The organism is Pandoraea horticolens, from assembly GCF_902459555.1.
In the GTDB taxonomy this organism is placed as follows: Bacteria; Pseudomonadota; Gammaproteobacteria; order Burkholderiales; family Burkholderiaceae; genus Pandoraea; species Pandoraea horticolens.
This window is the reverse complement of sequence record NZ_CABPSM010000009.1, coordinates 1-23,889: the sequence shown is the minus strand read 5'-3', so window position 1 is coordinate 23,889 and position 23,889 is coordinate 1. Positions and strand designations below refer to the sequence as shown.

At 63.9% G+C, this 23,889-nt stretch carries 20 protein-coding genes and 1 pseudogene; 19 read left to right on the top strand and 2 right to left on the bottom strand.

The features are described from left to right. Nucleotides 1-16 precede the first annotated feature (16 nt). The 3 genes from PHO31112_RS15560 (at nt 17) to PHO31112_RS15550 (ending at nt 3,228) form a co-directional block, all read left to right on the top strand. Nucleotides 17-424, top strand: coding sequence for a hypothetical protein (locus PHO31112_RS15560; protein WP_150621320.1), 408 nt, complete (start codon nt 17-19; stop codon nt 422-424). A gap of 224 nt (nt 425-648) precedes the next feature. Continuing rightward, nucleotides 649-2,172, top strand: coding sequence for a glycosyltransferase family 39 protein (locus PHO31112_RS15555; RefSeq protein ID WP_217427035.1), 1,524 nt, complete (start codon nt 649-651; stop codon nt 2,170-2,172). 87 nt (nt 2,173-2,259) lie between these two features. Then, nucleotides 2,260-3,228, top strand: coding sequence for an aliphatic sulfonate ABC transporter substrate-binding protein (locus PHO31112_RS15550; protein WP_150621319.1), 969 nt, complete (start codon nt 2,260-2,262; stop codon nt 3,226-3,228). 83 nt (nt 3,229-3,311) lie between these two features. On the opposite strand, the gene PHO31112_RS15545 is transcribed toward PHO31112_RS15550, so the two are convergent. Further along, nucleotides 3,312-4,265 carry a LysR family transcriptional regulator gene (locus PHO31112_RS15545; protein ID WP_150621318.1) on the bottom strand — a complete coding sequence of 318 codons (954 nt, stop codon included), beginning with the start codon at nt 4,263-4,265 and terminating at the stop codon, nt 3,312-3,314. Nucleotides 4,266-4,393: 128 nt separating this feature from the next. On the opposite strand from PHO31112_RS15545, the gene PHO31112_RS15540 reads away from it, so the two are divergent. Together PHO31112_RS15540 and PHO31112_RS15535 are read left to right on the top strand one after the other, a co-directional pair. Next, entirely contained in the window at nt 4,394-5,059 is a 666-nt protein-coding gene (locus tag PHO31112_RS15540; protein ID WP_150621317.1) for an HAD family hydrolase, read from the top strand. A gap of 11 nt (nt 5,060-5,070) precedes the next feature. Then, entirely contained in the window at nt 5,071-6,228 is a 1,158-nt protein-coding gene (locus PHO31112_RS15535) for a DSD1 family PLP-dependent enzyme (RefSeq protein WP_150621316.1), read from the top strand. 85 nt (nt 6,229-6,313) lie between these two features. Here PHO31112_RS15535 and PHO31112_RS15530 read toward each other — a convergent pair whose 3' ends face one another. Further along, nucleotides 6,314-7,210 carry a LysR substrate-binding domain-containing protein gene (locus PHO31112_RS15530; RefSeq protein WP_150621315.1) on the bottom strand — a complete coding sequence of 299 codons (897 nt, stop codon included), beginning with the start codon at nt 7,208-7,210 and terminating at the stop codon, nt 6,314-6,316. A 254-nt stretch (nt 7,211-7,464) separates the two neighbouring features. On the opposite strand from PHO31112_RS15530, the gene PHO31112_RS15525 reads away from it, so the two are divergent. The 14 genes and pseudogenes from PHO31112_RS15525 (at nt 7,465) to PHO31112_RS15460 (ending at nt 23,832) form a co-directional block, all read left to right on the top strand. After that, on the top strand, nt 7,465-8,364 hold the full coding sequence (locus PHO31112_RS15525; RefSeq protein WP_150621314.1) for an ABC transporter permease: 900 nt from the start codon (nt 7,465-7,467) through the stop codon (nt 8,362-8,364). Beyond that, a complete protein-coding gene (locus PHO31112_RS15520) occupies nt 8,361-9,398 on the top strand; it encodes an ABC transporter ATP-binding protein (protein WP_150621313.1) in 1,038 nt (345 codons plus the stop codon). The genes PHO31112_RS15525 and PHO31112_RS15520 overlap by 4 nt, the downstream gene beginning before the upstream one ends. Nucleotides 9,399-9,456: 58 nt before the next feature. After that, on the top strand, nt 9,457-10,587 hold the full coding sequence (locus PHO31112_RS15515; protein ID WP_150621312.1) for an extracellular solute-binding protein: 1,131 nt from the start codon (nt 9,457-9,459) through the stop codon (nt 10,585-10,587). Nucleotides 10,588-10,718: 131 nt separating this feature from the next. Then, nucleotides 10,719-11,486, top strand: coding sequence for an ABC transporter permease (locus PHO31112_RS15510; protein WP_425495207.1), 768 nt, complete (start codon nt 10,719-10,721; stop codon nt 11,484-11,486). Next, nucleotides 11,464-12,036, top strand: a complete 573-nt coding sequence (locus PHO31112_RS15505; protein ID WP_246178251.1) for an SLOG cluster 4 domain-containing protein — start codon at nt 11,464-11,466, stop codon at nt 12,034-12,036. The genes PHO31112_RS15510 and PHO31112_RS15505 overlap by 23 nt, the downstream gene beginning before the upstream one ends. A gap of 98 nt (nt 12,037-12,134) precedes the next feature. After that, nucleotides 12,135-13,343: a porin gene (locus tag PHO31112_RS15500; RefSeq protein WP_150621310.1), complete on the top strand. Its 1,209-nt coding sequence runs from the start codon at nt 12,135-12,137 to the stop codon at nt 13,341-13,343. A 297-nt stretch (nt 13,344-13,640) separates the two neighbouring features. Then, nucleotides 13,641-14,396, top strand: coding sequence for a histidine utilization transcriptional repressor HutC (hutC, locus tag PHO31112_RS15495; protein WP_150621309.1), 756 nt, complete (start codon nt 13,641-13,643; stop codon nt 14,394-14,396). Between the two features lie 160 nt (nt 14,397-14,556). Then, on the top strand, nt 14,557-16,236 hold the full coding sequence (gene hutU / locus PHO31112_RS15490) for a urocanate hydratase (protein WP_150621308.1): 1,680 nt from the start codon (nt 14,557-14,559) through the stop codon (nt 16,234-16,236). 40 nt (nt 16,237-16,276) lie between these two features. Beyond that, entirely contained in the window at nt 16,277-17,809 is a 1,533-nt protein-coding gene (hutH, locus tag PHO31112_RS15485) for a histidine ammonia-lyase (protein ID WP_150621307.1), read from the top strand. Between the two features lie 186 nt (nt 17,810-17,995). After that, nucleotides 17,996-19,375, top strand: coding sequence for an amino acid permease (locus PHO31112_RS15480; protein ID WP_150621306.1), 1,380 nt, complete (start codon nt 17,996-17,998; stop codon nt 19,373-19,375). 7 nt (nt 19,376-19,382) lie between these two features. Beyond that, nucleotides 19,383-20,612, top strand: a complete 1,230-nt coding sequence (hutI, locus tag PHO31112_RS15475) for an imidazolonepropionase (RefSeq protein WP_150621305.1) — start codon at nt 19,383-19,385, stop codon at nt 20,610-20,612. Between the two features lie 156 nt (nt 20,613-20,768). Continuing rightward, nucleotides 20,769-21,359 (top strand): annotated as a pseudogene (locus PHO31112_RS15470) (formimidoylglutamase); the annotation flags it as partial. A gap of 401 nt (nt 21,360-21,760) precedes the next feature. Further along, complete coding sequence (locus PHO31112_RS15465; RefSeq protein ID WP_150621303.1) at nt 21,761-22,723, top strand: LysR family transcriptional regulator; 963 nt, start codon at nt 21,761-21,763, stop codon at nt 22,721-22,723. Between the two features lie 104 nt (nt 22,724-22,827). Further along, nucleotides 22,828-23,832: an ABC transporter substrate-binding protein gene (locus PHO31112_RS15460; protein ID WP_150621302.1), complete on the top strand. Its 1,005-nt coding sequence runs from the start codon at nt 22,828-22,830 to the stop codon at nt 23,830-23,832. The last annotated feature ends 57 nt before the right edge of the window (nt 23,833-23,889 follow it).

Sequence of the window (23,889 nt, the reverse complement as noted above, 5' to 3'; positions counted from 1 at the left end):
CAATCCGACATTCCACATGAGCGATCTCACTTATCTCGATCACGCGGCACTCCTCGCGCTCGCCCAATCGGTCGGTCACATCTCCACCGCCTGCCAATGCACGAAAACCCCGCTCGACGGCTGGGCCAGTCTGCCGAACTCGCTGCCCGACCATCAACTGGAAGCCATGGGCACGCTCATGGCATTGCACGACTCACAGGAGCCGACGTTCAGTGAGTATCATCCCGACGGCACGTCGTATTGGACTGTCGACGCGCCGATTGCGCCTCGCTACTTTCCATACAACCGCGCGAACGTCTGCCGATGCCGCGAATGCGGGCGCCTTTATCTTCGCTATCAGGAAGGCGGCGGATACTTCATCGATCAGCGCATCCGGCGCTTGAACCCGGCCCTGATCGTGGACGCGCCCGCAGATAGCGTATGACATCTCGCACATCCGAATGCCAATTTGTTGCCATTCCTTTTCATTCGTTCTATTTTGTTCCCGTATGTGAACATATTTGACCGGATTGGCATCTCCGGCAGCATCACGAAGACAGAAATATCAATAAAAACAATGCACTCCAACAGATTGTTAATCCATTTTATTTGATTTGGATTGCAAAACAGCGGAGCGAACACATGCACGGGCTTTCAGTCGAAGCGCGCATGCAAAAACACGACGCGTCCGTACCGGACAATCCCTACTTGGCTACCTACGCCTTAGCGTCTATCGAACGCTTGGCGCGCCCGATGCGCGCCATTGCGCGTTCGCCGGCGTTTTACGTGTCGATCTACGCGATCGTTTGGACGCTTGTGAGTGCGTCACTCGACCCGACCGTGCCTTTCGATGCCGTCGAAGCCTTCAACTGGGCGCGTAATGCCGAATGGGGAACGCCGAAGAACCCGTGGCTGGTCGGGTTCTCGATGTGGCCCGTCCTTGGTCTCGACGGCGAGGCAATGGCGATCTATTGGTATGCCTCGCATTTCGCTGCCGTCGCCATCGGCATGCTCGGCGTCTGGCATCTGGCGCATCGACTGTCGGGGGAGCGTAGCCTCGCCTGGCTTGCCATGCTGAGCCTGCATTTGTCGGGCGCGATCAACATCGACATCCTTCCGTACAACGACAACTATCTGCTCGTCATGCTCTGGCCGTGGATGCTCTGGCTGTTCATTCGTGCCCTGCTCGACTCGCCGCGGTACTGGCCAGCGTTTGCCGTCGTCGCCGGGCTGGCGGCCATGACGAAGTACTCGACGTTTGCGCTGCTCGGCGCCATTCTCGTCGTCATCCTCAGCGCGCCGCAGGCACGACGTCACTACCGCCACCCGGCCTTCCTGCTCGGGCTGGGGATCTTCGTTGCGCTGATCGCTCCCAACGTCGTCTGGCTTGCCCATCACGACTTCGCCGCGTTTCGCTGGGTGGACGATCAAATCAAACCGCGACTGAATGCTCGCGCGCTTTGCGGCGCACTCACGGCGTTCTATCCGGTCGCGATACTGGCGCTCGTAATGCGCGTTGTCGGCGTGCGATTTAGACGGCCGCCGATCGATGCCCGCATCGTTGCGGGTGTCCTGTTACTACCGCTGCTCCCGATCCTGCTGTACTTCACGCTCCATAACGGCGGACGCATCTCCGAATGGCTCCAGCCATTTGCCGTCTCACTGCCCGCCGTGCTGGTTGCCTGCGTGCAGCCGGGCATGGCGGTTCGCTCATGGCGCATTGCACGCTGGCTGCCCGCCGCCGGCCTGCTGGTGATGGCCGGCTACGTCGTGTTCCTATCCGCCAATCTGCGCAATGCAGGACAAAAATTCAGCGGAATCAAGGCGGCGAGCGTGACGCTGGAACAGCGCTGGCAGGAGCGCTATCACATGCCCCTGCGTTACGTCGGTCACGATCACGTCGCAACGTGGCTGACGTTCTACGCGCCGGGCAACCCGCGCCTGCTCATGCAATGGTCGGAGGCGCGCCGTCCCAACATCTATACGAAGGACATCGACGAAGCGGACGTCCGTGCGCACGGCGCCATCCTGCTCGGACCACCTGGGCAATCCTGCCCACGCGCCAGCTTTACGCGCACGCTGGCGCAATGGCCCACGCTCGTGATCGACGCGCGTGAAACCGTCCCGTTTTCCTATCACGGCGGCACCTCGCTCATCCCGCTGTGCGTGACCTACATTGCCCCGCAATCGTAAATATCCAAAGCACAAACGCTTCGTTGCTCGCCGCGCGCCGGCATGGATAATCCGTCAAACCCAGTCAACGCAAACGGGGCAGCACGCATGAAACCCCTCGACCCGATCTCACGCCGGCATTTCCTTGCGATGCTGGGGGCAAGCGCCGCCTCGCTTGCCCTCCCGGCACGGGCCGCCTATGAAGCAGGCAAGTTCCGCATCGGCTATCAGAAGGCTGCGAGCACACTGGTGCTCGCCAAGGCCAACGGATCGCTCGAAGCGCGTCTGCGGCCCCTCGGCGTGGATGTGACGTGGGCGGAGTTCGCTGCCGGGCCTCAGTTGCTCGAAGGGCTGAACGTCGGCGCCATCGACTTCGGCTACGTTGGCGAAGCGCCCCCCGTCTTCGCACAGGCCGCCGGCGCCGATTTCGTGTACAGCGCCTATGAAGTTCCAACGCCGCTGGCCGAAGGCGTGGTGGTCGCCAACACGTCGCCCATCAAGACGGTTGCCGACCTGAAGCGCCGCAAGGTGGCGTTCAATAAAGGATCGGACGTGCACTGGTTCCTCGTCGCGCTGCTGCGCAAGCACGGCCTGGACTTCGGCGACATCGATCCGGTCTATCTCGCGCCGGCAGACGCCCGTGCGGCTCTGGAGCGCGGCTCGGTCGACGCGTGGGCCATCTGGGACCCGTTCCTCACGGCCGTGCTCGACCAAAGCCCCGTGCGCCTGCTGGCTAACGCCGAAGGGGCGGCCGATCACCATCAGTTCTTCCTGAGTCAGCGCACGTTCGTCACCAAGCGGCCCGACGTCATCAAGGCGACGCTCGAATCGCTTGGCCAGACCGGGCAGCAGATTCGTGCGGATTATGCGGGTGCCGCCGCAAAACTCTCACCGATTCAGGGACTCGACGCCAAGGTCATCGAACAAGGGCTGCGTCACTACGCCCATATCTACAAGCCGGTTTCCGAGCCTGTGTTGGCCGCGCAACAGCGCATTGCGGATACGTTCCTTCAACTCAAGCTCATTCCACGCCCGATCCGCGTAGCGGACGCCACGCTGCTCAATACGACCGGCTAATCCTTTCGTTCCTGCCTCGGATCACGAGCGCCGCCAGCCGCGCCGATCGGAATACGCTGCACTGGCGGCGCGAAACGAAGCGCTTAACCCGCCCGAGGGCGCTTGCGGCGTACCGGTGTCGATGTGCCCAGGGCGTCCTCCAGAAATGTCATCAGCGCCTGTAGCCGTGCAGTGCGCCCGCGCCTTGTCGGCACCAGCAACGTGACCGGCGCGCTATCGAACGCCCAGTCTGCCAGCACCCGAACCAACTTGCCCGCCGCCACGGCGTCGCGGGTATCCCACTCCGAACGCAAGACCAATCCAAGCCCCTGCTCGGCCCATTCGCGCGCCACGCTGCCGTCATTGCTCGTGTAAGCAGGGACGACGCGCACACTGTCGCGTGCCGACGAACGGCGGGCCATCGGCGCTGGCGATTTCGCTCCCCGCCGGAATCGCCACAACGTCACGTCCTCATCGTTTTCGCGAATGCAGATGCAGCGATGCTGTAACAGATCATTCGGCACCGCCGGGATGCCGTGTCGCTGCAAATACGCCGGACTGGCGCACAACCAACGATCGTTGGAGGCGAGCGGGCGAGCGATCCATGACGAATCCCTGACCGCCCCCACATGGATGACGGCATCCGAGTCGTGCTTGTCAGGCCAAGGCGTCTCGCGCAAATCCAGTTGCAGATGCAACGCGGGATGAAGTTGCGCAAAACGCGCCAGCGCCGGCGCCACGTGGTAACGGCCGTAACCAAACGGTGCCGCGATCCGCAGCGTACCCGTCAGGCGCTTGTCTTCGCGGCGAAACGATTCGGGCAGCGCATCGAACTGCGCGAGCAACACCGACCCTTCGCGTGCCAGCCGCTCGCCTTCTGCCGTCAGGCTCAACTGACGCGATGTGCGCGTGGCCAGCGCAAGCCCGAGCGTGGCTTCAAGCTTGCGCAGCCGGGCGGACAGGGCGGGCGGCGTCACGTTGAGCATACGCGCCGCCGCGCTGAGCGACGCCGACTGTGCCAAGGCCTCGATCAGACGCAGGTCCTCGATCTGGATCATTAACCTGAGCTTAATGTTTGATGTCGCGTCATTTAACCACGGCACGCCCCATCCTTCCTACACTCCCTCCTGTGGCGACGGCCCCGTGCCGTCCCGCCATCTCGCCAAACCACAACGACAAAGGCCCCATGTCCGACGCTGCTCCCACGCACGATGCCGCCTGGCCGCGTGCCGTTCTCTTCGATTTGCTTACCGCACTTCTCGATTCGTGGATCGTATGGAATCGCGCGGCCGGTAGCGAGACTGCCGGGCGCACCTGGCGAGCCGAATATCTGCGGCGTACCTATGGTTGCGGCGCCTATGTGAGCTACGAGCAACTGGTGCGCGAGTCTGCGGCACACGTCGGGTTGCCGCCGTCGGCACCGCAAGCCCTCGAAGCCGAGTGGCTGACGCTGCCTGCGTGGGACGGCGCCCGCGAACTGCTTCAGTCGTTGCGCCCACACTGCAAGCTCGCCGTCGTCACCAACTGTTCGAAGACGCTCGGACACCAAGCGGCGGCATTGCTTGGTGTCGACTGGGATGTCGTGGTGACGTCGGAAGAAGCCGGATTCTACAAACCCGATCCGCGACCGTACCGTCTCGCGCTCGATCGGCTGGGCGTGGACGCGGCCGACGCTGCGTTTATCGCCGGCTCGGGCTACGACCTCTTCGGTACGTCGGCCGTAGGAATGCGCACGTTCTGGCACAACCGCGTCGGGCTGTCGCGTCCCGAGGGTGCTCCCGCGCCCGACAAAGAAGCGCCCACGCTTGAACCGGCGCTCGCGTGGCTTCGCGACTTTCACAAGACAGCCTGAGCACAATCACCATGACCTCGATACGGAATGTTTCGCTGACCTCGTTGCAAACGCTGGAAACCCCGGCTGCCGTGATCGACGTGCCGCGCATGCTGCACAACATTCATCGCATGCAGTCGCGCATGGACACATTGGGCGTGCGCTTTCGACCCCACGTGAAAACCAGCAAATGCGTGGAGGTAGCCCGCGCACAGATCGACGCAGGCGCCACGGGCATTACCGTCTCGACGCTCAAGGAAGCCGCGCGCTTCTTCGACGATGGCGTGACGGATATCCTCTACGCAGTCGGGATGGTCGCCAGCAAGCTGCCGGCCGCCCTTGCGCTGCGGCGTCGCGGTTGCGACCTGAAGATCGTCACGGACAGCGTGGCGTCCGCGCAGGCCATCGTGGCTTTCGGCGCCGAGTTCGGCGAGACCTTCGACGTGTGGATCGAGATCGATACCGACGGGCACCGCTCGGGCATCCGTCCCGAAGAAGACGCGTTGCTGGACGTCGCACGCGTGCTCCACGAGGGCGGCGCGACACTGGGCGGCGTCATGACGCATGCGGGCTCCAGCTATGACTTCGACACGGCCGAAGCGCTTGCCGCCGTCGCGGAACAGGAGCGCGCCGGGTGTGTGCGCGCAGCCACGCGCCTACGCGATGCCGGCCTGCCGTGCCCGGTGGTGAGCGTCGGCTCGACCCCGACAGCACTCGCTGCGGCACACCTCGAGGGGGTGACCGAAGTGCGCGCGGGCGTGTACGTGTTCTTCGATCTCGTCATGCACAACGTGGGGGTCTGCACGACCGGCGAACTGGCGTTGAGCGTGCTGACCACGGTAATCGGTCATCAGGCGGAAAAAGGCTGGGCGATTGTCGACGCCGGCTGGATGGCCATGAGCCGCGACCGGGGCACGCACAAGCAGAAACGCGACTTCGGCTATGGGCAGGTGTGCCGCATCGACGGCAGCATCGTGCCCGGCTATACGCTAAGCGGCGCCAATCAGGAACACGGCATTCTGTCTCGCGACCGGGAGCCGGACGCCGACATCGTCGCGCGCTTCCCCATTGGCACCCTGCTGCGCATCATGCCGAACCACGCCTGTGCGACGGGCGCGCAATTCCCCGAGTATCACGCCATCGTTCCGGATGGCGATCCGGCGGTCTGGCCGCGATTGCACGGCTGGTAATCCCCGGGTATCGGCGCTCACCGCATGGCGGCGAACCCTGCGACAGGGAGTCACCGGAAACGCATCGATTGACGCGGCGTCTTCCCTATCCTTGCACCGCCTGAGCCAGCATCCACTCTCGGAACTGTTGCAGTGCGGTGCGCCGTTGCAGCCGTTCTCGCGGATAACACAGGTAATGGCCGTGAAGCGGCACGTCAACCCCAGCATCGACCGGCTCGGCGAGGCGTCCCGCCGCCACCGCCTCACGAGCGAGAAACGCCGGCACCAGTCCCACGCCCATGCTCGCTTCCGCCGCCTGCAGCAACACCGAATACTGTTCGAAGCGCGGCCCCGGACGTTGTGCGCGCGGCGCCACGCCGTAACGAGCCTCCCATGTGCCCCAGACCTCTTCGGCCTGGCTGTGCACCAGCCTCGGGGCACGCGCAATGTCAGCCACATGGTTAAGCGGATAGCGCGCGAGGAACGCCGGCGCACAGACCGGCACAAACCAGCGTCCATCGACATAGTCGCTCACCACCCCTTCCCAAGTGCCATCGCCGTACCGCACGGCGGCGTCCAGCGTGAAGGGAAACGCGTCGCCGTGAGACAGATGACGGCTGAAGCTGAGCGTCACGCCCGGTGTTCTCGCCAGAAAATCGGGCAGGCGCGGGATCAGCCATTTCGTCGTGAACGTCGGCACGCTCGCGATCGTGAGCAAATCGCTCTCCCCTCGTGACGTCATCAACTCCAGCGACGCGTTGCCAATCTCGCGAAGCGGTTCGGCCACGCGCTCGTGATAGCGGCGCCCCGCGTCGGTGAGGGTGAGATTGCGCCCCTCGCGAACGAACAACGGCGTACCGACCAAGGTCTCCAACGCCGCAATCTGACGGCTGACGGCACTGGGGGTCAGCCCTAGTTCGCGGGCGGTACGAGAGAAATTCAGGTGTCTCGCGGCACTGGTGAACGCGAGCAATTCGGCAACGTTGGGATAGCAATGGCGCATCGCAGACGTAAGAAGGACGTGGGGGGTAACGTGAAAAATGCATGAGATGGCGGCCACTGGCGCAAGGCCGCCAACTGTTCCAGTTCCGCACAGCACGATGCCCGATTTGTGTGTTTTCTTCATGACGATGACATGTCAGAGCACGAAACTTGCGGCCAATGTCGATCCGGCTGCCGGCCGTCCCCCGCAAGGGATGGCAAGACCTCCGGACGATTCCAGCGATTTTGTTGCCGTATGCCGCTCAGGTTTCCCAGATGTCCGACGTCCAAGCCGACCGCTTCGCCCCAACTGTGCCCCCCCGGCACAGCCCAACCCCCGCCGAGGCAGGTGTGACGGGGCATTCGCCGCAGCGCACGCGCAGCGGCGCGCTGGTCTGGATCGTGCGAATCGTTGCCGCCCTTTTCCTGATCTATCTGTGCCTGCCGGTGCTGTTGCTGCTGATCGGCGCGTTCGGCCAGACGTGGACCAACACCGTGCTGCCGGCCGGCGTCACAGGCCACTGGTTCGGTGAACTCGCCGGCGATCCGTCGTTTCGCCGTGCGTTTTCCACCAGCCTCATCGTGGCGCTGAGTTGCTGCGCGGTGACCGCTGTCGTGGGGCTGCCGCTCGCCTACACGCTGCATCACCGCGCCCGTCACGCACGCGGGGCCATCGCCCGGCTGGTGACGTTAATGCCGGTGGCCGTGCCCGCGCTGACGCTCGGCTTCGGCTATATCGCGGTGTTCAGCGGCGACACGCTGCCCTGGCTGGGCTCGCTCTGGCTGCTCGTACTGGCGCACGCCGTGCTTACGCTGCCGTACCTCACCCAAACGCTGCTCGCCGATCTGCGCCATCTCGACATCGCAAAGCTCGAGGATTGCGCCGCCACGCTGGGCGCATCGCCGTGGCGTCAGTTCGCGACCATTGCGGTGCCGAACCTCACGCACAGTCTGGTGGCCGGGCTGGTGATGGTCGCGGCATTGTCCATCGGCGAGTTTCAGATTTCCAATCTCATCGCGGGTTTCCGCCATCGCAACTATCCGGTGGTGTTGCTGCAGGCGTTCTACGGTGCGACCGGTTTCGCCTGCGCCGCCACCGTCGTGCTGCTGGTGCTCGCGCTCGCCGCGACCGGCATGTCGATCGTTGCCGCTTCCCGCCAGAAGGTCAGTTCATGAGTCTTACTCTCGAAAACGTCAGCTTCCGTTACCCCGGTGCGGCCCAGGGGCTTGACGATGTCAGCGTGCAAGCGCGCCAGGGCGAATTACTGGCGGTCATGGGCCGCAGCGGCTCGGGCAAGTCGACGGTGCTGCGGCTGGTCGCCGGTCTGCTCGACGGCTATCACGGGCGCATCGCCATCGGCGGCGAAGACGTCGCAGGCGTGCCCGTGTGGCGCCGCCACGTCGGCATGGTGTTTCAGCAATACGCGCTGTTCCCGCATCTGAGCGTTGCCGAAAATGTGGCTTACGGCCTGCGCATGCGCGGCGTGAAGACCGCCGAGCGCGAGCGCGCGGCGCTCGACATGCTGGACCGCGTCGGGCTCGCCGACCTCGCCGCGCGCCGCCCCATGTCGCTCTCGGGTGGACAGCAGCAACGCGTGGCGCTGGCTCGCGCACTCGCCGTCTCGCCGCGTGTGCTGCTGCTCGACGAGCCGCTTGCCGCGCTCGACGCCGGCATCCGGCAACAGTTGCGCGACGAAATCCGCACACTGCAACAAGCCAGCGGCGCCACGACACTCATCGTCACGCACGATCGCGACGAAGCCCTGAGTCTGGCCGATCGCGTGGCCGTGATCGACAACGGACGCCTGTTGCAGATCGATACGCCGCAGCGGCTGTATGACGCACCTGCCTGTGCCACGGTCGCGGGCTTCACCGGTTTGTCGACCGTCTTGCCTGCGCGCGTGACGCGCCTCGGTATGGTCGACGTCGGCTTTGCCGAGTTGCACGCAGATACCGGCGCGTGGCGGCCGGGGTGCGCCGTCTCGCTGCTCGTGCGACCCGAACACATTCAATGCGATCCGCCGGTGGGCACCGTGAACCGTTTGGACGGGCGTCCCGGTGCGGTTCGCTTCTTCGGGGCCTCGTGCCGCTTCGATTTCCTGCCCGATGGAGCGGCAACGCCGTTGCTCGGCGAGAGCCGCACACCGGCCACGCTGGCCATTGCGCTGGCCCCCGAGCATCTTCGCGTCCTGCCGCCACCCGTGAACTGATGCGCAATCCGCCGAATTGCTGACCTTCTTACCTCATGCCCCTGATGGAGCTATGTCGATGATTCACCCCGCCGCTTTCCTGCGCTCGCGCGCCGCTCTTCCGTCGTTGGCCACCCTAGCCGTCTCTTTCGCGCTGCTTGCAGGCGCCGCAGGCACCGCCTTCGCACAAACAGGCGCCTCCGGCACGGTCGCCGCACCGCTTTATCCCGGCGAAGCCGACCTGTACGCCAAGGCCGCCGAAGAAGGTCTGGTAGTGTCGTTCGACACCGGTCCGGAATGGGCCAACTGGAAGGCGTTGTTCGCTGAATTCCGTAAGCGCTATCCGAAGGTCGAGATCACGTACAACGACATCGGCTCCGCCGCGACCGTGGTGGCACTCGACAAGTCGCGCCGCCGCCCTCAGGCCGACACGGCTTACTACTTCGCGGCTTCGGCACTCGACGCCGTGCAGAAGGATGTCGTCGCGCCGTTCAAGCCGATCAACTTCGACGCACTGCCGAAGGTCTTCCGCGACAACGACGGCCGCTGGTTCACGATCCACTCGCTGAACATCGCGTTCCTCGTGAATACAAAGCTCGTCAAGCATGTGCCGCAGTCGTGGGCGGATCTTCTCAAGCCCGAGTACAAGAACGCCGTGGTCTATCTCGACCCGCGCTCGACCGGTCAGGGTCAGGTAGCCGTATTCGCCGCTGCGTACGCCTTCGGGGGGAACGTCGACAACCCGAAGCCGGGTGCGGACTTCTTCGGCAAGCTGCGCGATGCCGGCAACGTGATGCGAGTGGAAGGCACCACGCCGTACGCGAAGTTCGTCAAAGGTGAAATTCCGATTCTCATCGGCTACGAAAACGACGGTCTGAAGGCCAAGTACACCGACGGCATGGGCGACGCCGCACAAGTCGTGATTCCGAAGGAAGCCAGCGTGTCGGCCCCGTACGCCATCAGTCTCGTCAAGAATGGTCCGAACCCGGATGCCGCCAAGCTCTGGCTGAACCTGATCATGAGCCCGGTCGGTCAGGCGCTCTTCGCTCAAGGCTACGTGCGCCCGGCCGTGCCCGGCGTGCCGCTCTCGGCCGAGATGCGCGCCCGAATGCCCGACGCTCCGCAAGTCCGCCCGCTGGACGTTGCCCGCGCTGCTGCGCAAAAGGCGGAAGTCGATCGTCTGTGGTCGGCCGCCGTGCTCGCCAAGTGAGATCGCGCATCATGACGCCAGTGCGTGCCCATCCGGTCGGGCCGATCGAGCCAAACGCGGCGCAGCGCGCCAAATCTGCATACACGCCGCGCGGCTGGGTACGCCGCTTCGGCGGCCTGCCTGCGGCAGCGATGCTCGCCCTCGGCTTCGGGCTGCCGCTCGCCTCGCTGATCGTCGCGGCGTTCGAAGACCATGGCGAGGCCTTCGCCGCCATCGCCCTCGACCGGCTGGTGCGCGACGCCTTCGTCAACTCACTGGCCCTGGCGGTCGGTGCCGGCACTGCGTCGCTGATCGTGGGTGCGCTGATCGCCGTCACGCTCGCTCGTCAGACGCTGCGCCGCCGCCGTATCTGGCTCGCGGCAATGGGCGTGCCACTCGCGTTCTCCGGACTCGTGATCGCTTACGGTTTCATTCTCGCGTTCGGCCGGTCGGGGTTCGTGACGCTCACGCTCGCCTCGCTCGGTGCCGATCCGGTCCGTGTCGGCGCGCTGATCTACACGGCCCCAGGGCTGATCGCTGCTTACGCTTATTACCTGATTCCCCGGGTAGCGCTCATGGTCTACCCGGCGATTGCCAATCTGGACCGCCGCCCCATCGAAGCCGCGCTCACGCTGGGCGCTACGCCGTTGCGTGCGATGGTCGACGTCGCGCTGCGCGAACTGTGGCCGACGCTGGCCGCCGCGTGGTGTCTCGTCACCGCGATTGCCATGGGGACATACGGCACTGCGCTCGCGCTGGCCGGTACTCAGATCAATATCCTGCCGTTGCTCATGTTCCTGAAGATGTCGGACGGGCAAACGGATTTTCCCCAGGCCGCCGCGCTGTCGCTCGTCTTGATGGCGGTATGCAGCGGTGTGCTCGCTCTCGGAGAGTGTCTTGTACGGCGTCATCCTCAATGAGTGGTCGGCTGCGGCCCGCCAAGCCCTCGACCAACTCGCCGCCCGGCAGGCAGGCGCTTCACGTCATGTGACGCCCGTCGGCCTGATCGGCCCGCGCGAAGCCTCCCCGGCGCAGTGCTATGCGGCGCAGTGCATCGGCGAAGCGCTTGCCACAGCAGGCGTTTCGTTGGTGTGCGGCGGCAAGGGCGGCGTGATGGAGGCCGCATCGGCCGGCGCGGCGTCGGCCGGCGGCATCGTGATCGGCCTGTTGCCAGAGGATCACGCCGCCGACGCCAACCCCCACCTGAGCGTGGCGCTACCTACCGGACTCGGCATCACGCGCAACGCGCTCATCGCCCGTGCGTCGGTGTGCCTCGTGGCTGTGGGCGGCGGGCTTGGCACGCTCTCGGAAATCGCGTTGGGCCTGCAATGGCACAAACCGGTCTTCACCGTGCTCGACGCGCCGTGCGTGCCAGGCGTCGAGAACTTCGACGATATCGACGCACTGGTCGTGGCTGTCGCCACCTGGCTAAGCGTCACCGGACTTCCCGGAGGTGCCCCCCTCCGGTAAGCCACGCCGGCAGTCTCCGAATTCCCGACCCACACCGGGGGAACTGCCGGTGCGTTTTCGTGGTGTCTCTGTCATATATATTTAGGATTACTAATATTATGAAACGTATTCTTCTCGCTACACTCGGTCTTGGCGGTCTGGCCGGTTATATGGTTCCGGTCCACGCGCAAAGCAGCGTGACCCTGTACGGCATTGTCGACGCCGGCGTGGGTTACACGAGTGGTCAGCGCACAGCCAACAGCAAGGGTGGCGTTGGCGCGCCGATCAATTACACCAACGGCTCGAACTGGGGCTTTGCGAGCGGTACGTGGTCGGGCGACCGTTGGGGCCTGAAGGGTTCGGAAGATCTGGGAGGTGGCAACTCGGCCATTTTCCAGTTGGAAAACGGCTTCAATATCGGCACGGGACAATCGGGCCAAGGCAACCGCCAATTTGGCCGTCAATCGTGGATGGGGTTGCAAAGCGCCACGCTCGGTAAGCTCACGTTCGGCCGTCAGTACGACCCGATCGTCGATTACGTCGGCTCGATCAGCGCTGGCACGTTCGTGACCGGCATGGGCGCACACCCTGGCGATATCGACAACATCGACAACCAGGCGCGCGTGAACAATTCGGTGAAATGGGCCAGCCCGGTCTACAGCGGCTTCCAGTTCGGCGCGATCTACGGCTTCGGCGGTCAGCCGGGCAGCGTGAAGAATCAGAACGCCTGGGGCTTCGGCGGCCAATACGCCAACGGCCCGCTCGCCTTGGGGGTGGGCTATTTGCAAGCCACCAACGCGTACGGCACGTCGTCGAGCACCTGGAGCGGCGCGTATGACGGCACGTTCGCCTCGTCGATCAACGAAGGCTTCGCCTCGGCGGCCAGCCAGCGCATCATCGCCGCTGCCGGTACGTACTCGTTCGGCGCCACCCAGGTCGGCATCTCGTACGGCAATGTGCAGTACACGCCGGGCGCGCTCTCGACGTTCGCCAGCAGCTTCACGTTCAACTCCATCGGCGCCACGGTGGCGTATCAGTTGACGCCTGCCGTGCGTCTGGCCGCTGCCTACAACTTCACGCAAGGCAGCGATGTAAAGGGGACCTCGGGTCCGAAGTATCACCAAGTCAATCTGGCCACGTACTACGCCCTGTCCAAGCGCACGTCGCTGTATGGGCTGGTTGGCTATCAAAAGGCGTCGGGCAGCACGCTCGACACGTTCGGCAACGTGGTCGCGGCCACGGCGTCGGTCGGCGACGTGGGCAACGGCATCTCGTCGGCCACAGCGACGCAGACCATCGTTCGCATCGGTATCCGCCAGACGTTCTGATGCATTGACGGTCTGACAGGTCATGTCGGACTGCCCCCCGCCGCCCCACGGCGGGAGGGCTTGAGCCTCACCTGGGGGACTTCGCGAGAACCGGATCGACGCGCAACGTTGTGGACATGGTGTGGCGTTGCATGGCGATCCAGCTCACCCTTTGGCACGCTCTCGCACATCCGTCGCAAGGCCTTGCTTCACGCCATGCGGTGCGCGGGCTTGCCTCTTTTTCTCGTGTGCGGCACACGATTGGCTTATCCTTCAGGCTTTCCCACCCGCACGCTCGCGACCGGAGAGGCCAACAAGGTGCCACGTCAAACCGCCCAGCCTACTGTCGAAACGCTCAACGAACAAGGGCCCGCACCCCGCTATCTGCAGCTCAAGCAGTTCATCTGCCGTCAGATCGACAGTGGCGCGTGGCCGCCGCATCACCGTGTGCCATCGGAGAACGAACTGGTCGAACTCTCCGGTGTGAGCCGCATGACGGTCAACCGCGCGCTGCGCGAACTCACCGCAGAAGGCCGTCTCGTGCGCATGCAGGGTGTCGGCACGTTTGTCGCCGAACCGAAATCGCACTCCCCGCTGCTCGCCGTCAACAATATCGCCGACGAGATCGCCGAACACGGGCATCGCCATCACGCCGAAGTGGAACTGCTGCGCGCAGAACTCGCCGGCCCCGAACGCGCGCTCGCGATGGGTTTGCAGGAGCGTGAGAGGTTGTTCCACTCGGTGATCGTCCACTATCAGGACAATGTACCGGTGCAGATCGAAGATCGTTTCGTCAATCCTGCGCTCGCGCCAAACTACCTCGAACAGGATTTCACCAGCATCACGCCCAACGTCTATCTGCAACGGCTCTCGCCGCTCACGTCCGGCGAGCATGTCGTCGAAGCAGTGACGGCAACGCCCGAAGAAGCCCAGATGCTGCAGATCGTGCGCACCGAGCCGTGCCTGCTCATCCGGCGGCGCACATGGTCGGGCAAGCGCATCGTCTCCGTCGCCCGTCTGCTGCACCCCGGTTCACGCCACCGGCTCGAGGGGCGCTTCGGCGAACCCGAGTAAGCGAATCGGCAAACCCGGTCGGACGAACCGGTACGCCAGTCTCCTGTCGCCCCGACAGGCTTCCCCTGTATCGCAATGTGCGTAAAAACCCTAGTTTTCGATTGCTTGTATATACAATACCGTACAAGCCATCATCTGTGCCGAACTAGAGGAATACGCTGTGAGCCAACCCACCCGATTTCGCGACGTCACGATCCGCGCCCCGCGCGGCACTCAGCTCAACGCCCGTAGCTGGCTCACCGAAGCCCCGCTGCGTATGTTGATGAACAATCTGGACCCGGACGTTGCCGAGAATCCGAATTCGCTCGTCGTCTACGGCGGCATCGGGCGTGCTGCGCGCAATTGGGAGTGCTACGACAAGATCGTCGAAACGCTCAAGACGCTGGGCGACGACGAAACGCTGCTCGTGCAATCGGGCAAGCCGGTAGGCGTGTTCAAGACCCACGCCGACGCGCCGCGCGTGCTCATCGCCAACTCGAATCTGGTACCGCACTGGGCTAACTGGGAACACTTCAACGAACTCGACGCCAAGGGTCTCGCCATGTACGGCCAGATGACGGCCGGTTCGTGGATCTATATCGGCAGCCAGGGCATCGTACAAGGCACCTACGAGACGTTCGTCGAAGCCGGCCGCCAGCACTACAGCGGCAATCTGAAGGGACGCTGGGTGCTGACCGCCGGTCTGGGCGGCATGGGCGGCGCGCAGCCGCTGGCCGCCACGCTCGCCGGCGCCTGCTCGCTGAACATTGAGTGCCAGCAGACCCGCATCGACTTCCGCTTGCGCACCCGGTATGTCGACGAACAAGCCAAGGATCTCGACGACGCCCTTACACGCATCGCCAGGTATACGGCTGCTGGCCAAGCGACGTCCATCGCGCTGTGCGGCAACGCGGCCGAGATTCTGCCGGCGTTGGTGCGCCGTGGCGTGCGCCCGGACATGGTCACCGACCAGACCAGCGCGCACGACCCGCTTAACGGCTATCTGCCGATCGGCTGGACTTGGGACAACTACCGCGAGCGCGCCCGTTCGAAGCCGGCCGAAGTCGTCAAGGCGGCCAAGCAATCGATGGCCGTGCACGTCAAGGCCATGCTCGACTTCAAGGCGATGGGCGTGCCGACATTCGACTACGGCAACAACATCCGTCAGATGGCCAAGGAGGAAGGCGTCGAGAACGCGTTCGATTTCCCCGGCTTCGTGCCCGCCTACATTCGCCCGCTCTTCTGCCGCGGCGTGGGGCCGTTCCGCTGGGCTGCGCTCTCGGGCGATCCGCAAGACATCTACAAGACGGATGCCAAGGTCAAGGAACTGATCCCCGACGACGCTCACCTGCATCGCTGGCTCGACATGGCGCGTGAGCGCATCAGCTTCCAGGGCTTGCCCGCCCGGATCTGCTGGGTCGGTCTGGGGCAGCGCGCGAAGCTCGGACTGGCGTTCAACGAAATGGTACGCTCAGGAGAACTCTCGGCACCGGTCGTGATCGGACGCGATCATCTGGACTCAGGCTCGGTCGCCAGCCCAAATCGAGAAACGGAAGCCATGCGCGACGGCTCGGATGCCGTCTCCGACTGGCCGCTGCTCAACGCCTTGCTCAATACGGCCAGCGGTGCGACCTGGGTCTCGCTGCATCACGGCGGCGGCGTCGGCATGGGCTTTTCGCAGCATTCGGGCGTAGCGATCGTGTGCGATGGCACCGACGCCGCTGCCGCACGCATCGCCCGTGTGCTGAACAACGATCCGGCCACCGGCGTCATGCGCCACGCCGACGCCGGTTATGACATCGCCGTCGAATGCGCTCGCGAACACGGCCTGAACCTGCCCATGCTGGGCACCGCGAAATAAGCAAGCCCCCCCGAATATGTCGAATCAAGGAACTCCGTCCATGGCAAAACTGTTTGTGACGCCCGGCGCGCTTACGCTGGCGCAACTGCGCGACGTCTACCAGAACCCGACCACCCTCACGCTCGACGAGACCGCTTACGCTGCTATCGACAAGAGTGTGGCTTGCGTGGAAAGCATCGTGGCCGAAGGCCGCACGGCGTACGGCGTCAATACCGGTTTCGGCCTGCTCGCCACAACACGCATCGCCCATGAGGATCTCGAAAATCTTCAGCGCTCCCTCGTGCTATCGCACGCCGCCGGTGTCGGCGCGCCGCTCGACGACGCCCTGGTGCGTCTGATCATGGTGCTCAAGATCAACAGCCTGGCGCGTGGGTTCTCGGGCATACGCCGCAAGGTGATCGACGCGCTCGTCACGTTGGTGAACGCCGAGGTGTATCCGCGCATTCCGCTCAAAGGTTCGGTCGGCGCATCGGGCGATCTCGCCCCGCTTGCGCACATGTCGCTGCTGTTGCTGGGTGAAGGCGAGGCACGCTATCGCGGTCAGTGGATAAGCGCCCGCGAAGCGCTTGCTGTGGCAGGGCTCGCGCCGCTGACGCTCGCCGCCAAGGAGGGGCTGGCGTTACTCAACGGCACGCAAGTGTCCACGGCCTACGCACTGCGCGGCCTGTTCGAAGCGGAGGACATGTTCGCCGCCGCCAGCGTCTGCGGGGCATTGACGGTTGAGGCCATGCTCGGCTCGCGTGCGCCGTTCGATGCCCGCCTTCATGCGGCGCGCGGCCAGCGTGGTCAGATCGACGCCGCCGCACTCTATCGCCATCTGCTTGGCGAGACGAGTGAAATCGGTCAGTCGCATGCAAACTGCGAAAAGGTGCAGGACCCGTACTCGCTGCGTTGTCAGCCGCAGGTCATGGGCGCGTGTCTCACGCAGATCCGCCAGGCCGCCGAGGTGCTGGCCATTGAAGCGAATGCCGTCTCGGACAACCCGCTTGTGTTCTGGGAACAGGACGACGTGATCTCGGGCGGCAACTTCCACGCCGAGCCGGTCGCGATGGCCGCCGACAATCTCGCGCTGGCGATTGCCGAGATCGGTGCCCTGAGCGAGCGCCGCATTTCGCTGATGATGGACCAACATATGTCGCAGTTGCCCGCGTTTCTGGTGGCCAACGGCGGTGTGAACTCGGGCTTCATGATCGCGCAGGTGACGGCCGCAGCCCTGGCCTCGGAGAATAAAGCCTTGGCACATCCGGCCAGCGTTGATAGCCTCCCGACCTCGGCCAACCAGGAAGACCATGTGTCGATGGCGCCCAACGCCGGGAAACGGCTTTGGGAGATGGCCGATAACGTGAAAGGCATCGTCGCGATCGAATGGCTCAGCGCCTGCCAAGGGCTGGACTTCCGCGAGGGGATCAAGTCGACGCCGGTGCTTGAGCGCGCCCGCGCGCTGCTGCGTCAGTCGGTTCCGTTCTACGATAAGGATCGCTATTTCGCCCCGGACATCGAGGGTGCTAGCGCCTTGATCGCACAACGGCAACTGAGCGCGCTGGTGCCTGCCGGCACATTGCCGAGCGTTTGAGTCGCGTTTGATTTCCGCCCGGCCGGTGCGAAACGAACAGTGATTCGCGCGCCGGCCAGCGGCGTATCGGGTCGCTCCGTCGTCCGACGGAGCATAGGCGCCGCTCATCCGAGTGTCGGCCGTACCCCCGATTTCTCTCTGCCGCCTGCTCGCGCGGGCAGGCACATCACGCATTCAGGAGACAACTTGAAAAACTTACAACGCAATCTGAGCGCGCGGCACATCCGCTTTCTGGCGCTTGGCTCAGCCATCGGCACAGGCCTGTTCTACGGTTCGGCCTCGGCCATCCAACTCGCCGGTCCGGCGGTGATCCTTGCTTATATCGTGGGCGGCGCGGCCGTCTACATGGTGATGCGCGCGCTGGGCGAGATGGTGGTACGCCAGCCGGTATCGGGCTCGTTCGGCCGTTATGCACGAGATAACCTCGGGCCACTGGCCGGGTTCCTCACGGGCTGGACCTACATTCTGGAAATGGCGATCGTCTGTCTGGCCGACGTGACGGCGTTCGGTATCTATATGGGATTCTGGTTCCCCGACGTGCCGCAATGGATCTGGGTACTCGGCATCGTGATGCTGATCTGCGGGCTGAATCTGTGCAACGTGAAGGTGTACGGTGAGATGGAATTCTGGCTGGCGCTGGTGAAGATCGTTGCCATCGTCGCGATGATTGTGGGCGGCGGCGTGATTCTGTTCACCGGCCTGCAGTTGCACGGCGAGCATGCGCCGGCGGTGAGCAACCTCTGGGTGCATGGCGGTTTCTTGCCCAATGGCTGGGGCGGCGTCGTGGCGTCTCTGGCCGTGGTGATGTTTGCGTACGGCGGCATTGAGATCATCGGCATCACCGGTGGTGAGGCGAAGAATCCCGAGAAGGTGATTCCGCGCGCCATCAACGCCGTGCCGGTGCGCATTCTGCTGTTCTATGTGCTCACGATGTGCGTGCTGATGGCCATCTTCCCGTGGACGGGCATCGGCAGCCAGGGCAGCCCGTTCGTGCAGATTTTCTCGGGGCTGGGTATCAAGCCGGCCGCAGCGATCCTCAACCTGATCGTGATTTCGGCCGCCGTCTCTGCCATCAACAGCAATATCTTCGGTGCGGGCCGCATGATGTTCGGCATGGCCGAGCATGCTCAGGCGCCGGCCGCCTTTTCGGCCACGTCGCGTCATGGTGTGCCCTGGGTCACAGTGCTCGTGATGACGGCAGCGTTGCTCGGTGGTGTGGTGCTCAACTACCTGATCCCGGAAGGGGTGTTCCTGATCATCGCCTCGATTGCCACGTTCGCGACGGTGTGGGTGTGGCTGATGATCCTGCTCTCGCAGGTGGCGATGCGCCGCCGTCTGTCGGCCACCGAAGTCGCGGCGCTCAAGTTCAAGGTGCCGCTGTGGCCGGTCGGACCGGCGCTGGCCATCGCGTTCATGCTCTTCGTGATCGGCGTGATCGGCTATAGGGAAGACACCCGCGTTGCGCTGTATGTCGGCGCCGCCTGGATCGTGCTGATGTCCATCGCCTATCTGTTCGGCGTCAAACCCAACGAAGCGCAGGTGCGCGCCCCCATGAGCCTGGAATGAGCCTCATATGAAACGTACCTATTGGAAGCACTGCCACGTCGCCACAATGCGCGACGGGCGCTACCACGCCATCGAAGATGCGGCGATCGTCACGCTCGGCAATCAGATCGAGTGGGTTGGCCCGCACGGTGAGCGCTCAGCCTCGGGCTCGGGCATCGACGAGTGCATCGATTTGCAGGGGGCGTGGGTCACTCCCGGCCTGATCGATTGCCACACGCATCTGGTGTTCGGCGGCGACCGCAGTCTTGAGTTCGAGCAGCGGCTGCAAGGCGTGAGCTATGCCGAAATATCGGCGGCAGGCGGCGGCATCAAGCATACGGTGCGGCATACGCGCGACGCCACGGAAGACGCGCTTTTCGCGTCGGCACGCAAACGTCTGCTCGCACTGATGCGCGACGGCGTGACCACGGTGGAGATCAAGTCCGGTTACGGCCTCGATCTGAACAGTGAGCGCAAGATGCTACGTGTCGCACGCCGGCTGGGTGAAGCGTTGCCGGTCACGGTGAAGACCACGTGTCTGGCCGCCCATACGGTGCCCTCGGAGTTCGCGGGCAAGGCCGACGAGTATGTGAACTACGTCTGCGCCGAGATTCTGCCAAAGCTCGCGGAGGAGCATCTGGTCGATGCCGTCGACGCCTTCTGCGAGACCATCGCTTTCACACCGGCACAAGTGATGCGCGTGCTGCTGCGCGCGCAAAAGCTGAAGCTACCCGTGAAGCTGCACGCGGAGCAACTCTCCCCACTCGGCGGATCGAGCCTCGCCGCCGAACTGGGCGCATTGTCGGCGGATCATCTTGAATACATGACGCCGGAAGATGCCGCCGCGATGGGACGTGCAGGCACGGTAGCCGTGCTGCTGCCGGGCGCTTTCCACATGCTTCAGGAGACACGCCGCCCGCCCGTCGACCTGTTGCGACGCCATGGCGTCGACATCGCGGTGGCATCCGATCTGAACCCAGGCACTTCGCCGGCACTGTCGCTACGGTTGATGCTCAATATGGCCTGCACGCTTTTCGGCCTCACGCCCGAGGAAGCGCTCGCAGGTGTCACGCGTAATGCCGCCAAGGCCCTTGGCATGCTCGACACACACGGCACCATCGAAGCGGGAAAGACGGCGGACTTCGTGGCATGGGAAATCGAACGCCCGGCAGAACTCGCCTATTGGCTCGGTGGCGAACTACCTTCTCGCACGGTACGCAATGGACAGTGGCGTAACCTCGCCGCGACCTGCGTCTGACCGGCGAACAGGAGACACTTTCATGGCAACGCAATTGAAGCCCGTACCTGGCGGCACGCCCGTCTGGCAAGGGCGTACCGACACGGGTGAGCGCGGCGACACTCGCCGCCTTTTCAACATGGTGCGCGAAATCGATCCGCACACCGATGCCACACCCCCGCAGTGCTTGGCGGCGGACACGAAGTCGCATGGGGCACCTGGCAAGGACTGCGCGCACACCTCGATACCCAAGGCGACCGCACGCGTGTACTCATCCTGAATCTCGACGCGCACTTCGACTTGCGCACGGCGCGCCCCGGCACCTCGGGCACGCCCTTCGATCAGATCGCCCAAGCATGTGAGTCGGCAGGACTTCCCTTCGACTACGCTTGCTTTGGTGTCAGCCGCCTCAGCAACACGGCATCGCTGTTCGAACGCGCCCGCGAGTTGAAGGCGACCTATGTGGAAGACACCGACATGCAAGACCGCCATCTGGACGACCGTCTCGCTCAGATCGACTCCCTCATCGCCAACGTCTCACATGTCTATCTGACAATCGATCTCGATGTGCTACCCGCGCCAGTCATGCCCGGGGTCTCCGCCCCCGCCGCCTACGGTGTGCCAATGCCCGTCGTCGAAGCCATCGTCACGCATGTGCGCCGCTCAGGCAAACTGCGTGTCGCCGATCTGGCCGAATACAACCCGCGCTTCGATCCACAAGGCACCGGAGCCCGTGTCGCCGCTCGACTTGCCTACCGTCTGCTCTGATAACTACAGCGCCGTATCCAGAGCGTCGTCGGATGTTCCGTTTTTTCTCTCCCCCATTCCCACCTCTTTCGCCCTCCCCCTTCCCCCCCCCTTCACACTCCCACTGTCAGACGGACCGGGGCCCCTTTCCGCCTCTCAAACATAAACCCAACTCGCTGCAGAAAGGAGCCCCGGTCCGTCCCTCTCCTCTCCCCCGGTTCCTCCAACGAAACCTCCCCCCCCCCTCTCTTACTCGAAGTTCCCACACTCTTATACAAAGCATTAGTTTTTCTTAATTTGTTTCTGTTTTAACCCCTTTCATTCCTACAATCGACAGAAATTCTTATATCGATTCATCACGGCACTTCAGAAAGACGATTCTTCCCTTCTGATACTCGCCGACCGGACACGGAGACACGCCGATGAAGAAACGCACAGACCTCGACGTCAGATCGTTGCGGATCTTCGAAGCCGTCGCCTCCGCAGGCAGCCTCTCCGGCGCCGCCGGTACACTCGGTATCACGCAGTCAGCCATTTCTCAAGCCATCGCACAAGTCGAACAGACGGTTGGCACCCGAGTGCTCGATCGCTCACGCCGCCCGCTCAAGCTCACCCCCGCCGGACTCGCTCTCTCTCGCCACGCCCGCCAAATCGTCGACGACATGGACCGGCTCATCGCTCAGGTACAAGACGCCGATGTCGCTAGCCGTGCCGCCGTCCGCGTAGGCATGATCGATTCGTTCGCCGCCACTGTCGGCCCATCCATCGTCCGGCAAATGTCAGGTAGTACCAGCGAACTCCTGCTCTGGTCCGGCCTCGCCAACGGCCACGCACAAGCGTTGCTCGCCCGTCATCTCGACCTGATCGTGACTAGCGACCCGATGAACGACATGGAACGCCTCGTGCGCCGCCCGATTTTCACGGAGCCGTTTGTCGTCGTAGTGCCCAAGGCGCGGGAGGCCGATCTCGCAAAAGCCGATCTGAGCGAGCTGATCCGCTCCCTCCCGCTGATTCGCTTTTCCGGCCGCTCTCATTTCGGCGCCGTCATCGAACGTCACCTGCGACGCACAGGCCACTCGCCCCGCATGCACCTCGAAATCGATACCTCCGACATCGTGATGTCGATGGTCGCCGCCGATCTCGGCTTCACTATTGCTACCCCGATGTGCCTGCTGCAAGGACGTGCATCGCTCCCCAAACTGGCCGCACTGCCACTACCCGGTCCAGCCCTGTCTCGCACGATCTATCAGGTATCGCGCGAAGGCGAAGTGTCGGAGATGGCCTCGCAGTGCTTTCTCGCCGGTCGTCTCGCACTCACGCAGGAAGCCTTTCCGGAACTGCGCCGCATCATGCCGTGGCTGGGCGAACGCCTGACGCTGTGCTGATGATGACCAACGAATTCAAGCCAAGCCCCGGGTGCCGGGCCAGATGAATCTCACCTGAAGCGCACCCATCGTTCAACGCGAATAACACAAACTTGGAGACACGCATGAACCCTTCACGACGCAAGTTCCTTCACACCAGCGCCACCCTGACCGCCACAGCCGCCGCCGGCGGACTGGTCCTGCCGGGAATCTGCCGCGCAGCAGACGCCACCACGGTGCAGTACGGCGGCTCTGCGTGGCTCGGTCACTATCCGGCCTATCTCGCCATGAAGTCCGGGACGCTCGCAAGTGCTGGCATCGACCAGCATTGGCAGGCGTTCGGCACATCATCCGCACGCATGAGCGCCGTGCTCTCGGGCGGTATCGATATCGCCTGTACAGGCATCGTGTCAGCGCTCGCGCTGATGGCCCGTGGCTCGAAGCACTTTTCTATCGTGGCGGTGCCGGAGAGCTTCGGTCGCGTCGAAGGTCTGTTCGTGCGGGACGGCGTGAATTCGCTCCAAGACCTGAAGGGCAAGAAGCTAGGTGTGACGTTCGCCTCGAGCGCACATCTGCTGGTGCTCGACCTGCTGGATAGCGCCGGTCTGTCGAACGACGTCACGGTACTCAATGTGCCCGCCCCCGAATTGCCCGGTGCGATTCAATCCGGTCAGATCGATGCCGCCGCCGCATGGACGCCGCAGTTCAACCGCATCCGCGCCATGTCGGGTATGAAGCTGCTCGCCGACGACACGCAGTTCTCGCTCTACAAGAAGTACAACGTAACGCCGGGCCCGGACGTGCTGATCGTGCGCAACGCGTGGGCAGAGAAGAACGCGGACGCGGTTCGCAAGTACCTCAAGGTGTATTTCGATGCCTGCCAGACACTGCGCGACAAGCCGGACGAGGCAGCCCGCTCGCTGATCGCCCTGACCGGCATGTCGGCGCTCGACCAGATCGAGACGATCAAGGGCGCGGAATGGTACAGCCTTGCGCAGCAAACGCAACTGCTCAAGTCGCCCGGCAGCTATGTCGATGGTCTGCAGCGTCTGGCCGACATGCTGGTCACGTACAAGCAGATCGATAAGGCACCGGCCGTGCGCCAGTGGATCAACACGTCGTATCTGTAAGTTGCCGCGCGCCGGTACCCGTCCAACGGGTACCGGTGCTCGCAAAAGGAGTCTGAT